Raw genomic sequence first — 16,897 nt, forward strand, 5'->3', positions numbered from 1 at the left:
AAGTAGGTATTGAGGGACAAAATAAATTATTCGCTTAGATACAGATGATGCACTGAGATTGAAATGTTCTGAATGGTAGATATTAAGTTCTGAATGGCTGATTTTTTCAAAGGATTCATTCACAGATAGAAATAAAGCGCAACCATAAATTGGTTTTGGGTCATTTTATGCATAAACTCCTAGAGCATGATTCAACAACATTCAAATAGATATTTTGACTTGTCCGGATCATACCACGATCGTAAAATCGATCCGTTACAAATAAATCTTTTTTTCGAAACAATCCATCGAAAAAATTTTTTCACTTTAAATTAAACCAAAGACATTACCTTCGAGACTTCATCGTAGGCAAATAAGATAAACTGCATCACAAAATCCAACCATGAAATTTGATTGCTTGAACCGCCAATTTAAACTCTTATGATCAAATCAGCTGTTCAAAGTAACCAATAAAATAAATTCCAATTAAGTGAATCCATCTATACTCAAATTCCATTTGAAATATCTGATCTGCATTTTTTGCATTGGATGGACCAACATTATCCAAACCAGGGATTGTCAAAATCCAGAATTTGACAGTTACTACAAAAAATTGAGGGGATACATTAAAAGTCATCAACCAATAGCAGCTATTTCTTATGCAGATTCTGTTTTACAAATTCTTGAAAAGAATGGTCTTAATAGTTGTCCCAAAACATACTGGATCATCTTTGAGCGCGCAGAAGCATTTGAACACAATAAAAAGTTTGAGGATGCCATCCTGATCTATCACGGCATCATGCGAAAATCAGAGAAGGAGAATTGGTGGGATCTACTCGCACAAGCCAATATATCCATAGCAAGATGCTATGAAACCATCAACAGACCCACAGAATGTTTACATCATCTCAGCCTTGCCAGAACATTGATTGCAAAGGAAAATCTGGATACCATTTATGCCCATTTCTGTGCACGGTACTCCTCATATCACCGGCTATATGACAACAAGGATTCTGCGATAATGTATGCCAATCTGTCCATTCAATTGGGACATCAATTCAAAGTAGCCCGGTCAGTTTATGACGGTCATTTGCTGATGGGAATTCTTTCGACGAAATTGGATTCCGCAATCTTTCATTTTAGTCAGGCAGTTAAGATTTTTGAAGAGAACGAAGATTATTATGGCGCAGCCTACCAGAGCCTGAATATTTCTCTGCGATTGTTAAAGGTAGGAAATCTTACTGAAGCTGACAAAGAACTCGAACACGCGTATTTAAATATCAATAAAACCGAAAAGGAAAACAGAAGTCATTTTCAATTATTGTCAAAATTCTATGATATCAAAAGAACCGTCTTTGAAAAACAAGGAAACATAGATTCCGCCTACTCTTACCTCCAGAAAGCACAACATTACAACCAGAAAGCAGAATGGTATGTCAATCAGGAAAACATCACCGCCAATGCCATTGAATTTGCCATCGAAAAAGAAAAAGAAAAAACGCGATACCTTGAGAAAATATCCAGTCTTATGAAATGGGGTCTTTCCATTATGGGCATGTTTTTGCTTGTTTTTATCATTTTGTTATTCAACAACCATAAAAACAAACTCGAAATCAAGAAACAAAGCGAATTGATCCAATCGCGCAATCAATTATTGGAACAATCTCTTCACAAACAATCCCTCCTTCTCTCAGAAGTTCATCACCGTGTCAAAAACAATCTTCAACTGGTGATCAGTTTATTGACATTGAAGGTAAACCAATCCAAATCAAGCGAGCTAAAACAGTTTTCAGAAGAAGTGTCTTCAAAAGTCAGAGGCATTTCTTTGATCCATGAACAACTATACAGCACAGGTGATTTTGAGCAAATTGATCTCAAAGAATATTTAAACAATCTGATCAAGCAATTCAGAGAATTCTACCCTTCAGAAAATACCTTTGGATATCAATTAGAAATGGATTCAGTTTATCTTAACCTCGAAACAGTGATGCCCATCGGAATAATATGCTCAGAATTGATTGGAAACTCCTTAAAATATGCCAGGATACCGGGTAAAAAATTGTGGATCAACATTGAGTTGAAGTTGATTGAAGATAAATTTGCCTTTAAATATGCAGACAATGGACCTGGCATACCAGATAACATTGTTCAAAAAGACAAAGCCAATATGGGATTGGTGCTTATCAAAAGTATGGTCAGGCAACTGCAGGCTGAAAGCAGTATATTTAATCAAGAGGGTGCTATTTTTAGAATGAACTTTGTAGAGAAAAAAATATCCAAAGTGTGAGAAAGCTAAGTATTATAATAGTGGAAGATGAAATATTAATTGCCGAACTGGTCAGCGAATATCTAAAGGAATTTGGACATGAAGTGTTGGGAATTGCAGTATCTTATGAAGAAGCGATGGAATTATTTAAGCTTTCAAAACCCGACATTATATTACTGGACATCAGACTTTACGGAGATAAATCAGGTATAGATTTTGCCAAATTTCTATCTGAACAGAAAAAACCTGTTCCCTTCATTTACTTGTCATCTCAATATGATCAAAGAACTGTCAAAATTGCATTGGAGACCAACCCATACGGTTATCTTACAAAACCCATTCGCAAAGAAACGCTATGGACTACCGTGGAAGCGGCTTACCAACTGTATTTGACAAAAAACCCTTCTCATTCCTTGCTCGAAATTTTTGATGGTAAAAATCACCATCATATAAATATTCATGAGATCTTATACATCGAGGCAGATCACATCTACATAAATATAATCATGGTAGAGGGAAAACAACTTTACATTCGGAAAACCCTTAAACAACTCATTGAAATTCTGGATGAAAAGATCATGATTCAATGTCACCGCAGTTTTCTGGTCAACAGAAATCATATTAAATCCTGGAATTCGGATAGTTTAAAATTAACGAATAACCGTGTCATTCCAATTAGTAGAAGTAAGAGAAATATTTTGGATCAGAAGAAATGAATTAAGATTTTGCATTCAATCGTTCCAGACTTAAACAGCTTGTTTAATTACTTATCCTTCAAAATGTTTTGCGGTCAGTTGGCGAATGAATCTTTTTGATAGTTAAATTATAATAAAGAGTTTTAAACCAATATGGCATTCAAAATAAATGGAAATTATACTTATCCCAATTTATGCATTGGCGATTAAAGACTATCAAAAATGGCTTCAAAATGAAAGTATTTCACTCCATGAGATACCTAAGCTTGGCAATTCTAAACATCCTCACCAAAAGCTTTAATTTTAATCACATTTTCACTATATTTACGAACTACAATGCAAAATTTGGATTAATCAAATATCTAGTATTTTAGATGTCTAATTCAGTAATCTTCTACATCTACATTTAATGTTAAACTTCCCAATCGTTTTGCAGATCCGTGTTTGAAAATGCTTCTAAGATTGTTCTGCAAATCCACTTAGCATAAATTGGACCTGTCTTTGGAATGATGGACGATTTCACTCATTGACTAAAATTCAAGGCAATGCCTAATCAAAACTTTGAAAAGAGCTGAAAAAAATCGTCTCTCTTGTTTCTGCTTATCGTAATTTCTGTTTTATCCGGCATTAGGATATAGCCTCCGTCCCCCTTGACAAATTTGCTGATGTGATTGATGTTGACCAGATATGAATGATGCACTCGATGAAAATCTTTGCCCGATAAAGTTTCGTCCAGATCTTTGAGGGTCCTCGCCACCAATACGGTCCGGCCATCCACCAAAGCCACCTGGGTATAATTGCTTTCCGCTTTGCAATACATGATGTCTTTTGTTTGTACGAAAATCAAACCGTCGCCTGAAGAAAGAGCGATGCGATCTATTTGCTTTTCTTTGTTGAGCAGATTTTGAAACAACAATTCCATTTGTTCCTTGTCGGGTACAGTCTTCTTTTCTTTCAACCGGCCTATGGTCTTTGCCAAATCTTCCGGATCAACCGGTTTAAGCATATAATTAAAAGCTGCATACCGGAAGGCTTTCACCGCAAACTGATCATACGCTGTGATAAATACCACTTCAAAATCAGGTGTACCTATCGCTTCCAATACATCAAACCCATTCATCTTGGGCATTTCGATGTCCAGGAACACCAAATCAGGTTTTAGTCTTTTGATGGCCTGAATTCCTTCTTCTCCGGATTCACAGGAAGAAAGTACCCTGACATCTGGACAATAAGTACTTAATAACCACTCCAGCATTTCAATGCTGTTGCGTTCGTCGTCAATAATAATGGCATTGATCATTTTAGTTAAATTGGTATGGTTAATACAACAGAGGTACCAATCGCCTGGCCTCCGTCATCAAATAAATCAATAATCTCCTGGCTACCTTTGGAGGCAATCAGACCACCCGAAAATTTTAATCTTTCTTCGGTGAGCTTCATTCCAATCGATTTGCGGGTGATCGTGGTTTCTGCTTTGTATTCCTCCGCTTTTTTTCTCCCTATTCCGTTGTCGCGTATTTCACATCTCAGGTTTTCCCCTTTCATGCTTACCATCACCTGAAGTATTCCGCCGGATTCCTTGTGGTGCAGCCCATGCCAAATTGCATTCTCGACGTAAGGCTGGATGATCAATGGAGGAATTTCGATGTGATCAGTTTCTACGTTTGGATCTACTTTTATTTCGTAACTAAACTTATTGTCAAATCGAAGTGCTTCCATTTCTATATACAACTTCAACGCATCAAGTTCGTTGGTTAAAATGACCAGTTTGTTTCTCGAATTGTCCATGATCAAACGGATGAGTTTTGCAAACTTGGTCAAATATAAAGAAGATGTTTTAATATCGCTTTTAATGATGTATCGGTTGATGGAATTGAGACAATTAAAAATAAAATGTGGATTCATCTGTGCTCGCAATGCTTCCATTCTGCTCTCCACCAATTGGCGGTTGAATTCTGTGCGGATCGATTCGGTATGTTCGATTTGTCTGATCCTGAATATATAAATACCATAAATCACCAGGGACAAAACGAGCGCCATCAATATGGTAAACCAGGTCTTTTGATAAAACGGGGTTTCAATAAATACGGGCTGTGACACCGCATCACCCCATATACCTTCTCTGTTGGCCGCCTTCACAAAAAAAGTGTAATGACCTCCTTTTAGATTGGTATAGCTGGCATATCTCCTGCTTCCGCAATAATTCCAATCCTTATCCCACCCTTCAAGTCGGTACGCAAATTGGTTCTGACTCTGATCGGACAAATCAATACAACCAAAATCAAAGGCAAACAAATTCTCATTGGCTGCGATTCTCAGGGCATTTCCAGAATTAAAATCTGCATCGCGATCTTCATTTAAAACATTAAACTGGTCAATATACACTTTGGGCATTGGAATCTGATTTTGGAGTTTTGCAAAATCAATTTTGCAATATCTGCCATAAGCCGTCATGTAAAAAGCATCATTTTGGCTGTTGATGAATCTAAATTGGATGGTGTTCTTTTCGATGCCACTGGTATGACTAAATGTTCTTGCTGTATAATGATACGAATTGAAATAAATGACTCCTCCCACATTGGCAATCCATAGATTGCCATTATGATCAGAACCCATCGAGAAAGACCGATCTGCAGGAAGACCTTGTTCTGTACCAAAATATCTAAAGACAGGGTCCTGATCATTTTTAAAATCTATACATAAAAGTCCTTTGTACTTGGTGACCATCCAGAATCTACCAAGACTGTCACAGGCTGTTCCCCTTAATCCATCTTCAAGCCATTTGTTTTCCTTTTCACTCAAAATGATTTTATGAATTTTACCATGCATGTCCATGACAAACAGTTCGCCATGACCGAATAACCAAATTCTGCCAAGCCTGTCAGCCAATAAATGTTGAAATCCTTTCCCGCTTAATTTGAATCGATCATTAAACTTCTTTGACAATTTTTTCTGATCTGGATAGAACTGATGCAATCCACCTTCTTCGGTAAGGACCCAAAGTTCTCCGGTTAGATTCTCTACCATTTTGCTGAAATGTGCAGGCAGATTGTACTCGCCTGCAGACATTGGATCTTTCAGCATTGATATCTTCCGGCGTTTCCGGTCAAACTCATACAAATAATCCCTGGTGGTAACCCACATCCTTTCTTTTTGATCAATATCAATGTCCAACACGTAAGTAAATTTTTCGATGTTGTCAGATCTGATATCGATGTCAAAATGACTCAACTTTCCTGTCTTGGTATCCATCAAATTTAATCCATTTCCGAGACTGGTTCCAAAATAAATGGCATTGTAATTTGGATCTTCCAGTATGGCTTCAATGCCAAAAAATTCTTTATTCTGGCTGGATGCTACCGTTAAATTCTGAAAATAAAACAACTGATTCAATGGGTTGTATCGCAACAAACCCTGATCGATTCCTAGAAACATGGTTTTGTCTTTGGTCACCAAAACATCCCAAACGTTGTTGGACAATTTTAATTCCGGATCTATACTCGGATGGTTGTAGTAAGAGAACTGTTCTGTTCGGATGTCAAATGCTGCTAGACTCCTGTCACCGGTGGCAAGCCAAAGTTCGTGGTCATTTTTTACAGCAATGGAATAAACGATATTTTCCAAAGACTCTCTGATATTTTTACGACTATAACGGTAATTTTTAAATTCTCCAGTTTTGATATCATATTTCGACAATCCGGATCCCCAGGAAGGAAACCAAAGCGTTTCATTCGGACCTGATACGATGCTGCTAAAAAAATCATACCTCCTTGTTTCTCCCTTCAACATTGGGGCAGGTTTGTGTATAAATTCTTTCGTGGCTACATCAAAATAATATAAACCCATTGTAGTAGAAACCCAGAATTTTCCTTTCGAAATTTCAATCATTCCAGAGACATGCACCGGATCCAAATAAAACTCCTTGTTTAGTTGTGCACTCAGTTCGGGTATCGGAAATTCATCGAGCTTTTTGGTCTTTGGATTAAATCTGATCATTGCCTTTCCGTTAAACCATAGGTTCCCATCCTGGTCATCCAACAAAATATAGGTGGAAATTACTTTATTTCTTTCGCTGAGTGAATCAAACGGATCATAATGCTCGAAACATTGACAATAAGGGATATATTTACTCAAACCTCCTTCTGCATAGCCCACCCAAATTTGTCCATTCCTGTCCACATACGGGTACTGACAATAATTGTGCAAAAGAGAAGTGGAATCCATTGGATCGTGCTTAAAAATCCTGAATTGATTGCCATCAAATCGATTCAGTCCTGCCCTGGATCCGATCCATAAAAAACCACTTGAATCCGGGGTGATGCTGACCAGATAATGGCTGGACAAGCCATTGCGCTGATCCAACAATTCAAATTTAAGTTCACTAATATCTTGTGTTCTCCCTGGTTCTGGAAAAATCAAAAAGATTAAAAAGAAAGGTCGAATTAATTTTCTCCAATTTCCAAAGCTTAATTCCACCAGTTAAATATTGCGATCTGTCGACCTTGAATTAATTATTCCTTTTATCGTCCCAAAAGTAATTCATCAGAAAGATGTAATCCAAATTTTCTTCCTACGATTCGGATCGGAGAACGAATTGTCAGACGGATTAAAAATAGTCATTGCTAATTCATTTGAGCTTTCAATTGCAATTGCTGTCTGGTCTTTAAAGCAATGCTTTGTTTGACCTGGCTTATGGTCGTTGTACCCTGTCGGTTGAATACTGGAACTCTTTTTTCAAAAAAGGCAGTGACTCCTTCAAGATAATCTTCAGATTGACCTGCCATGCATTTTAGCTCGTCTTCCAGATCAATCTGAGCACAAAGATCATTGGTTTGGGATTGTTGAAGTGCAAATTTGGTAAACGCCTGGCTCATTGCCGGCATCATACAAAGCTGATGACATACTTTCGCCAGTTCATTTTCATACTCTTCATCTTGAATGGCTCTATAAATCATACCTAGTCTTTCTGCTTCTTCTGCGCTTATTTTTGTTCCCAATAAAAGATGGGCAGTTGCCTTTTGCATTCCAATTAATCGCGGCAGAAAATAAGTGCTTCCACTTCCAGGTGTTAGCCCAATCTTGGTAAAAGCTTGAATAAAGCTTGCTGAATTTTTAGCAATGATAAGATCGCAAGCCAATGCAAATACCGCGCCTGCACCCGCTGCAACCCCATTCACAGCTGCAATAACAGGCTTTGAAGATGACTTAATTTTATGAACAATGGGGTTGTGATTCAATGTCAATACGTCCCTTATACTAGGCGCATTATCCCTTTGCATTTCATCGAGATCCTGACCGGCACAGAAAGATTTTCCAGAACCCGTAAGAATAATCACCCTGATCTCTTCATCGGAAACTGCCAAATCCAACAAGTCCTGAATTCTCAAAGCCATTTCTGTGTTTAAACTATTGTGATTTTCAGGTCTATTTAATTGGATGGTGGCAATACCATTCAACTTTTTATATAGGACCAAATTTTGCATCTGCTGATTGGATGGTTGGTTTGAAATTTGATTTATCATATTATTTCTTAATTTTTTGATCTAAATGCAAGGCAAAATTCAAATGAAAAGAAATAAATGAATCAATGAATTAAGCCATTGTACCAAATCTTGATTCATTGACCGATTTTCTGAGTATTCAGCAAAAAAAAGGCTCCCTGTTTCGCAGAGAGCCTTTGAGAAAAGTTTTTAATATCCTGACTTGATTACATCATTCCGTCCATTCCTCCCGGATGTGGGTGGGAATGACCTTTGTCTTCTTTGGGTTTGTCGTTAATGACGCATTCGGTCATCAACAACATTCCAGCGATGGAAGCTGCGTTTTCAAGCGCAATGCGGGTTACTTTGGTAGGATCAATCACTCCGGCTTTTTTAAGGTCTTCGTATTGTCCTGTACGGGCATTGTAACCATAAGCTCCTTTCTTGGCTTTCACATGCATCGCAACCACTGAAGGCTCATCACCCGCATTCTCTGCGATGACACGAAGCGGCGACTCCAATGCTTTGCGGACGATGTCCACTCCAAATTTTTCATCTTCGTTGGCGATGTTTTTAATTTTGTCGAGGCTGTCAATGGTACGCATCAAAGCCACACCTCCTCCTGCAACAATTCCTTCTTCCACTGCAGCGCGGGTGGCGTGCAAGGCATCGTCCACTCGGTCTTTCTTTTCCTTCATTTCTACTTCAGTGGCAGCTCCAACATATAATACTGCTACACCTCCGGCCAATTTGGCCAATCTTTCCTGAAGTTTTTCTTTGTCATAATCTGAAGTGGTCACTTCGATCTGCTGTTTGATCTGGTTGATCCTCGCATCGATCATTTTCTTGGTGCCCTTGCCATTGACAATGGTGGTATTGTCTTTGTCCACTTCAACTTTCTCAGCTTGTCCAAGCATGTCCAATTCTGTGTTTTCCAACTTATATCCTTTTTCATCAGATATTACGGTTCCGTTGGTCAATACAGCAATGTCTTCCAACATGGCTTTTCTCCTGTCTCCAAATCCCGGAGCTTTAACAGCCACCACTTTCAAATTGGCGCGGAGTCTGTTGACCACCAATACTCCCAATGCCTGACTATCGACATCTTCTGCAATAATCAAGAGGGGTCTTCCACTGGATACAACCTTTTCAAGAATCGGCACGATCTCCTGCATATTGGAAATCTTCTTGTCTGTAATTAAGATATAGGGACTGTCGTATTCAGCAATCATCTTTTCTGCATTCGTGATAAAATATGGAGACAGATATCCTCTATCAAATTGCATACCGATCACTTCATCTACATAGGTATTGGTTCCTTTGGCTTCTTCTACGGTGATTACCCCGTCTTTGGACACGCGCTTCATTGCATCTGCGATCAATGCTCCGATTTCATCATCGTTGTTTGCAGAAATAGATCCTACCTGCTTGATTTTGTTGAAGTCATTTCCGATTTGTTCAGATTGCTTTTTCAGATCTGCGGTCACTGCGAGTACCGCTTTGTCAATGCCTCTTTTGAGGTCCATTGGGTTGGATCCACCGGTCACATATTTTAATCCCGCAGTAACCATGGATTGCGCCAAAACTGTGGCAGTGGTTGTTCCGTCTCCTGCGATATCCGCGGTCTTGGAAGCCACCTCTTTGATCATTTGGGCACCCATGTTTTCTACTGGATTTTCCAGTTCAACTTCTTTTGCCACGGTTACACCGTCTTTGGTGATCTGTGGCGCACCAAAGGACTTCTGGATGACCACGTTTCTTCCTTTTGGTCCGAGGGTGACTTTTACCGCATTGGCCAATTTGTCAATTCCGTTTTTCAAATGTTCTCTAGCATCGCTATTAAAACTAATGTCTTTTGCCATGATATGATATTTTTATAATTTTTTGTTGATGAAATTTTAAATCTTAATTTGTTCTTTGCTGGGATTAGTCGATGATTACCAAAATATCATCTTCCCGCATGATCAGATAGTCATTTCCCTTGAATTGGAATTCCTGACCAGCATATTTTCCATAAAGGACTACGTCTCCTTTCTTTACCGTCATTTTGTTGCCATCCTTACCGGGTCCTACTGCGACGATTTCTCCTCTTTGTGGTTTTTCTTTTGCGGTATCCGGAATAATAATTCCTCCTTTTGTTTTTTCATCGGCTGAAGCCGGCTTCACGATTACTCGATCATTAATTGGTTTCATAAGATCTTAATTGATTTTTTATTGAAAAAATTGAATTTTAAAAAATGATAATTTCAACTCTTGTCTATCAAAATTGTGCCAATTGGAATTTTGCTTCATTCTGTCAGGTTTTTTGTTAATTTTTAGTAAACACAAAGATTTTCACCATTTTTTGGTCTGACAAACCTGAAAAAGAGTCAGATTCCTGTCAAATCTGTCTGGATTTATCCAAAAATCTTCTGATTTTTTATAAAATCCATCAAAAATCATCTGCCGGCATTTTCCAGCTAAACAATGCTCGTCCAGAACTATCTTTGCGCAAATTTTAATATGCCAAAAGATGCATCCATCAAGTCTGTTCTCATCATTGGGAGCGGCCCAATTGTCATTGGACAGGCTTGTGAATTTGATTATTCAGGTACCCAGGCAGCCAGATCCCTCCGCGAGGAAGGGATCGAAGTCAGTTTAATCAATTCCAATCCGGCCACCATTATGACAGATCCGGTCATTGCAGACCATATTTATTTGTGGCCTCTGACGGTGGAAAGCCTGATTCGGATCCTTGAAGAGCGAAAAATTGATGCAGTTCTCCCGACCATGGGAGGTCAGACTGCCCTCAACTTGGCCATAGAAGCCGACAAGCAAAATATCTGGAACAAATATGGGGTCCGGATGATCGGTGTTGACGTTGAGGCCATCGAGTTGGCGGAAGACCGGGAAAAATTCAGGGAACACATGATTTCGATTGGTGTGGATGTAGCACCTTCCAAAATAGCCAATTCATTTCTGGAAGGCAAAGAAGCCGCCCAGGAAATTGGTTTTCCTTTGGTCATCAGGCCTTCCTTTACCCTTGGTGGAACCGGGGGAAGCATCATCCATAAAGCAGAATTTTATGATGAAGCCCTCCGGAGGGGTTTGGACGCTTCTCCGGTGCACGAAGTCCTCATTGACAAAGCAGTACTCGGCTGGAAAGAATTTGAACTGGAACTGTTGCGCGATAAAAATGACAATGTAGCCATCATCTGCACGGTTGAAAATTTTGATCCCATGGGCATCCACACCGGAGATTCCATTACAGTCGCTCCTGCAATGACCCTTTCAGATACTGGTTTTCAATCCATGAGGGATCAGGCCATTCTGATGATGAGGTCGATGGGCAATTTTGCCGGTGGGTGCAATGTCCAGTTTGCACAAGACCCCGTTACCGAAAAAATCATCGCCATTGAGATCAACCCAAGGGTGAGTCGATCTTCTGCATTGGCGAGCAAAGCCACGGGCTATCCCATTGCCAAAGTGGCAGCCAAATTGGCCATCGGATATACCCTCGACGAACTACCCAATCAAATTACAGGCAATACAAGTGCCTTGTTTGAACCTTCGCTGGATTATGTGATCGTAAAAATGCCCAGATGGAATTTCGAAAAATTCTGGGGTGCAGACCACAAACTGGGCTTCCAGATGAAATCGGTGGGAGAAGTTATGGCCATTGGAAGAAGTTTTACGGAAGCCTTACAGAAAGCCTGCCAAAGTCAGGAAAATGACCGCCATGGTTTGGGTGCAGACAAAAAAGAATGGTACAATACACAGGATATTCTGGAAAGACTGGAACAGGCCAGCGATGACCGCGTGTACCGCCTGAAAGATGCATTGCGATTGGGCGTTCCGGAGAAAACAGTCACCAAACTCACAGGGGTTGATCCCTGGTTTGTCCGGGAAATCAAGAAATTGGTACTGATGGAAGAAAGGCTGCTCAAATTCAATTTACCCGAAGACATACCTGCTGATTTTTTGCTGGAGCTAAAGAAAAATGGATATTCCGACACTCAAATTGCCTGGATCCTCAGAGTCGATGAAAAAGAGGTCAAAAGATACCGGGACCAATTGGGAATCAGAAGGGTTTATAAAACAGTGGATACCTGCGCGGCAGAATTTCCTGCCAAAACTCCTTACTACTATTCTACCTTTGAGGATGAAAATGAAAGTGTCTCTCAAACCGGCAAAAAGAAAATTCTGGTCTTAGGATCAGGTCCTAACAGAATTGGTCAGGGAATCGAGTTTGACTACTGCTGCGTCCATGGAATTTTAGCCATCCGCGAATTGGGTATGGAAGCCATCATGGTCAACTGCAATCCTGAAACGGTATCGACCGATTTTGACATTGCGGACAAATTGTATTTTGATCCCATTTATTGGGAACACATCGAAGAGTTGATCGACTTTGAAAAACCGGATGGTATCATTGTGCAGCTAGGAGGACAAACTGCACTTAAACTATCTCAGAAAATTCACGAAAAAGGAATTAAAATTGTCGGTACTTCCTACGATGACATGGACATTGCGGAAGATCGCGGACGGTTCTCCGATCTGCTCAAAGAGATGAACATTCCTTATCCCAAATACGGTGTAGCTACCAATGCAGATGAAGCACTGGAAGTAGCCCATCAAATAAGCTATCCTGTTTTGGTCAGACCTTCTTATGTACTTGGCGGACAAAGAATGCGGATTGTCATCAATGACCATGAACTGGAAAATCACGTGCTTTCCATTTTTAAACACATGCCGGACAACAAGGTACTTATTGATCAGTTTTTGGAACGCGCCAAAGAAGCTGAAATCGATGCCATCTGCGATGGCGATGAGGTCCACATCATGGGCATCATGGAGCATATCGAACCCGCAGGAATTCATTCCGGTGACAGTTCCGCGGTTTTACCTACCTACAGTTTACCAGAGAGCTCCATTCAGACCATGATTGAATACGCAAAAAGGATTGCATTCAGATTAAACATCAGAGGTCTCATCAACATCCAATTTGCCATCAAAGGAGATCAGGTGTATGTGATTGAAGCAAATCCAAGGGCCTCGCGCACGACTCCATTTATTGCAAAAGCCTATCAGGTCCCTTATCTCAACATCGCTACCAAAGTGATGTTGGGAGAAAAAAAGATCAAAGATTTTGTGTTTGATAAAAAGCTGGAAGGTTACGCCATCAAAGTACCGGTGTTTTCATTTAATAAATTTCAGGGAGTGGACATCAGCCTCGGACCTGAAATGAAATCCACCGGAGAAGCCATATACTACATTAAAGATTTGCACGATCCGTATTTCAGAGAATTGGATGCCAAGCGCTACATGTACCTTACCAGATAAATTGTAAGCTATGTTGCAAACCCATTCGCTGAGAAAAAATTATTCTGCAAACAAAAAAATTTTATTTCCGGACATACGATTGGCCAATGCAGAACAATTGCTTATCCACGGACCATCCGGATGTGGGAAGACTACCCTTTTGCATTTGCTTTGTGGTATTCTAAAACCTACTTCAGGATCCATCCGATTTGGTGAGCAGGATTACTCCGATTTGAAAGGCTCTCAAATGGATGCATTTCGCGGACAATACTTCGGTGTTTGTTTGCAAAGACCCGTCTTTATCCAATCGCTGACCAGTCTTGAAAATCTTTTGTTTACCCTGCAACTCGCAGGTAAAAAACCAGACAGAGAATATTGTATTGCACAAATGCAAACACTCGGCATCAGCCATACAGCCCATCAGATGTGCGGGACATTATCACCTGGAGAACAACAAAGATTGATGTTTTTAAAAGCTTTGATCCATCGTCCAAAATGCATTATTGCAGACGAACCAAGTTCTTCACTGGACGATGTCAATGCACAATCCGTGATCGATCTGTTAATTTCTCAATGCAAATCTTCCGGAGCAATGTTAATCGTCGTCAGCCATGACAGTCGTATTAAATCCGTTTTTCCAAATCAAATCTCATTGTCTTGAATCTGCTTACCCTTGCCTGGAAAAATCTGATCACGAAACCTTCCAGGTTTCTTTTTGTGGTATTGATGATGGCCATAGCTTTTTGCCTGATCAATATGATCATCTTGGTCAATAAACAATTCAGTCAGCATTTTGGAAAATCCAGTGAAGGTGCGGACCTGATTCTGACAGCGAAAGGAAGTCCATTGCAAAGTGTGCTGTGCAATCTCCTCCACATCGATGCTCCTACGGGAAATATAGCAGTCTCCGATGCCAAATCTTTTTTAAATCCGAATCATCCGCTGATTCAGACTGCCATTCCTACTTCTTTGGGTGATTCCTACCAATCGCATCGATTGTTGGGCACGGCAATAGAATATTTTAACCATTATCAATTGGAGCTCAACGAAGGTCGTTTGTTTGAGAACAATTTCGAAGCGGTCGTCGGCGCAGAAGCTGCTCTCAAAGCAGATCTTCAATTGGGAGATGAGTTTTTCTCCGATCATGGACTGGTCTCAGAATCTGGGGCACACGTACATGACAAGAAATTGGTGGTGGTTGGTATTTTAAAATCAAGTGGTAAAGTGCAGGACAGACTGATCTATACCAATCTATCCAGCTACTGGCTGATGCACGCTGGGGAAGAAAACGATCACGATCATCATCATGAACATGAGGCAGATAACCACTCACACGAGGAGCCTGTGGTGAACCATACGGTTCAGCTACCTGCCTTTGAAGACCGCGAAATCACTTCTGTGATCCTTAAAATGAAAGGTAAAAACATCCAATCGCTTAATTTTGGACGTCAAATAAATGAAAACACAAATTTACTCGCTGTTAATCCTGCCATCGAAATTAACAGATTGTATGAATTGACGGGATCTGCTTCAGATGTACTTTACATCATTGGATTGGTATTGGCTGTTCTCACTTTGGTGGCACTCTTTATCAATCTCCTCCAAGTGATGGATGAACGAAAAAAAGAAATTGCAGTCATCAGATTAAGTGGTGGAAGTAAAATTACATCGGTTCAACTTTTAGTTTTGGAAGTCTTATTCATCATGATCATTGGATTGTTGATTGGATTTATCATGACCCATGTTTTTCTTGAGTTTGGTTCACGGTATTTGGGCTTGGGTGAAAAATATCAAATCACAGGTTTTTACTTTTGTAAAGAAGAAATTCAAATCGCGGCTCTTGCATTGTTTGCTGCCCTGATTGCTTCCATGTATCCTATTTGGAAAGCTTATCGACAAGATGTTTCCAAAACTTTGAGTGAATAGAATTTTGGTTAGAAAAGTCTATAACATTCTTCATACTTACATTTTTCTGTAGAGATAATAAAGTCTCTCTATAAAGATGGTCCAACCGAATTCACAGAGACCATCGTATAACGAGGGTGCTTGGACTTACCATTATTAGCATTTTTAAGCCATTGTATTTAATTTAAAAGTGTAAACTTGACTTTATTTTCCATTGATCCTTTTTATCGAACACATACCATTTAATCGTTCTTCACCAAGATCACAATTTCCCTAAAATCAGCTTACAAATCGAAAACCCAAACCAAAGAGATATTGAAACATCTTTCTAATCGAGGAATGACTTACAGTTCTAGGCAATCCAGTAATTTGTCTATTTAATATCCTGGTATATCTGTTAATTTTTTGGATTGGTAGAAAAAACGAGGAAAACTTACAGGGATGTGCTATTTTTGTACCCTAAAAATTAAAAAACCATTATGAAATTTAAGATTTTTCTTTCTTTAGTCTTTCTATCATTTTTTGGTCTCCATTCGATGTTTGCCCAAAATGTGGATGAAATCATTAGCAAACACATCACAGCCATCGGAGGGGCAGAAAAAATTGCAGCCCTCAATTCAGTGGTGGTGGAAGCCAAAGTAAACGCCCAGGGGATGGAGATTCCCATCACCATGACCACTGTCCACAACAAAGGCTGGAGAATGGACATCAGTCTGATGGGTATGAACGGTTGGATGATTATGAGACCGGATTCCGGATGGATGTTTATGCCCTTTCAGGGTCAGACCAAACCGGAAGCTTTGCCCCAGGATGCTTTAAAGGAAGGTATGTCCCAGATGGACATACAAAGTGTACTTTTCAATTACAAGGAAAAAGGACATGATGTGAGCTATTTGGGAATGGACGATGTTGAAGGTACAGAATGCTACAAGCTGAAAGCCACCACCAAAGAAGGAACCGTTTCTTACTTTCTGATCGATCCGGCATCTAATTACATTGTTAAAACTGTCAACAAACGGAAAGCGGGCGGTCAGGAAATGGAGATTGAAAGCTTTTTCAGCAATTACAAACCGGTGGACGGTGGATATATTATGGCACACACCATCACTAGCCAGATGGGGCCACTTGATATTGTAAAAATCAGGGTCAACGAAGATGTTCCGGACAGCAAATTCACGATGACTCCATAAATCTAGTTCTTAAAGAACCAGGATTTTATTTGTTAATTAATTCCCCTTATTGATACGAAGCTTGTTTAGTTTCGACCAATG

At 39.7% G+C, this 16,897-nt stretch carries 11 protein-coding genes; 6 read left to right on the forward strand and 5 right to left on the reverse strand.

Translation table 11 applies throughout. The features are described 5' to 3' along the window. Positions 1 to 469 precede the first annotated feature (469 nt). Complete coding sequence (locus IPM48_03145) at positions 470 to 2,266, forward strand: sensor histidine kinase (GenBank protein MBK9270570.1); 1,797 nt, start codon at positions 470 to 472, stop codon at positions 2,264 to 2,266. Continuing rightward, the gene (locus IPM48_03150; protein MBK9270571.1) at positions 2,263 to 2,961 is read left to right on the forward strand and encodes a response regulator; all 699 of its coding nucleotides are present in this window, start codon (positions 2,263 to 2,265) and stop codon (positions 2,959 to 2,961) included. The genes IPM48_03145 and IPM48_03150 overlap by 4 nt, the downstream gene beginning before the upstream one ends. A gap of 532 nt (positions 2,962 to 3,493) precedes the next feature. On the opposite strand, the gene IPM48_03155 is transcribed toward IPM48_03150, so the two are convergent. The 5 genes from IPM48_03155 to IPM48_03175 form a co-directional block, all read right to left on the reverse strand. Continuing rightward, a complete protein-coding gene (locus tag IPM48_03155; GenBank protein MBK9270572.1) occupies positions 3,494 to 4,240 on the reverse strand; it encodes a response regulator transcription factor in 747 nt (248 codons plus the stop codon). A 5-nt stretch (positions 4,241 to 4,245) separates the two neighbouring features. Continuing rightward, positions 4,246 to 7,302, reverse strand: coding sequence for a histidine kinase (locus IPM48_03160; GenBank protein ID MBK9270573.1), 3,057 nt, complete (start codon positions 7,300 to 7,302; stop codon positions 4,246 to 4,248). Between the two features lie 260 nt (positions 7,303 to 7,562). After that, the gene (locus IPM48_03165; GenBank protein MBK9270574.1) at positions 7,563 to 8,423 is read right to left on the reverse strand and encodes an enoyl-CoA hydratase/isomerase family protein; all 861 of its coding nucleotides are present in this window, start codon (positions 8,421 to 8,423) and stop codon (positions 7,563 to 7,565) included. Between the two features lie 224 nt (positions 8,424 to 8,647). Then, entirely contained in the window at positions 8,648 to 10,282 is a 1,635-nt protein-coding gene (gene groL / locus IPM48_03170) for a chaperonin GroEL (protein MBK9270575.1), read from the reverse strand. Positions 10,283 to 10,346: 64 nt separating this feature from the next. Further along, entirely contained in the window at positions 10,347 to 10,613 is a 267-nt protein-coding gene (locus IPM48_03175; GenBank protein MBK9270576.1) for a co-chaperone GroES, read from the reverse strand. A 309-nt stretch (positions 10,614 to 10,922) separates the two neighbouring features. Between IPM48_03175 and carB the strand changes: the two genes are divergently transcribed. The 4 genes from carB (at position 10,923) to IPM48_03195 (ending at position 16,816) form a co-directional block, all read left to right on the forward strand. After that, positions 10,923 to 13,742, forward strand: a complete 2,820-nt coding sequence (gene carB / locus IPM48_03180; protein MBK9270577.1) for a carbamoyl-phosphate synthase large subunit — start codon at positions 10,923 to 10,925, stop codon at positions 13,740 to 13,742. Between the two features lie 10 nt (positions 13,743 to 13,752). After that, positions 13,753 to 14,382, forward strand: a complete 630-nt coding sequence (locus tag IPM48_03185; protein MBK9270578.1) for an ATP-binding cassette domain-containing protein — start codon at positions 13,753 to 13,755, stop codon at positions 14,380 to 14,382. Further along, on the forward strand, positions 14,379 to 15,647 hold the full coding sequence (locus IPM48_03190; protein MBK9270579.1) for an ABC transporter permease: 1,269 nt from the start codon (positions 14,379 to 14,381) through the stop codon (positions 15,645 to 15,647). The genes IPM48_03185 and IPM48_03190 overlap by 4 nt, the downstream gene beginning before the upstream one ends. Positions 15,648 to 16,105: 458 nt before the next feature. Continuing rightward, positions 16,106 to 16,816, forward strand: coding sequence for a hypothetical protein (locus IPM48_03195; GenBank protein MBK9270580.1), 711 nt, complete (start codon positions 16,106 to 16,108; stop codon positions 16,814 to 16,816). Positions 16,817 to 16,897: the final 81 nt, after the last annotated feature.

The organism is Saprospiraceae bacterium, from assembly GCA_016715965.1.
Lineage (GTDB): Bacteria > Bacteroidota > Bacteroidia > Chitinophagales > Saprospiraceae > Vicinibacter.

Coding starts and splice junctions, on each gene's coding strand:
- IPM48_03155 (MBK9270572.1), bottom strand. CDS start 4,240: ATGATCAATGCCATTATTATTGACGACGAACGCAACAGCATTGAAATG.
- IPM48_03165 (MBK9270574.1), bottom strand. CDS start 8,423: ATGCAAAATTTGGTCCTATATAAAAAGTTGAATGGTATTGCCACCATC.
- groL (MBK9270575.1), bottom strand. CDS start 10,282: ATGGCAAAAGACATTAGTTTTAATAGCGATGCTAGAGAACATTTGAAA.
- IPM48_03175 (MBK9270576.1), bottom strand. CDS start 10,613: ATGAAACCAATTAATGATCGAGTAATCGTGAAGCCGGCTTCAGCCGAT.
- carB (MBK9270577.1), top strand. CDS start 10,923: ATGCCAAAAGATGCATCCATCAAGTCTGTTCTCATCATTGGGAGCGGC.
- IPM48_03185 (MBK9270578.1), top strand. CDS start 13,753: ATGTTGCAAACCCATTCGCTGAGAAAAAATTATTCTGCAAACAAAAAA.
- IPM48_03195 (MBK9270580.1), top strand. CDS start 16,106: ATGAAATTTAAGATTTTTCTTTCTTTAGTCTTTCTATCATTTTTTGGT.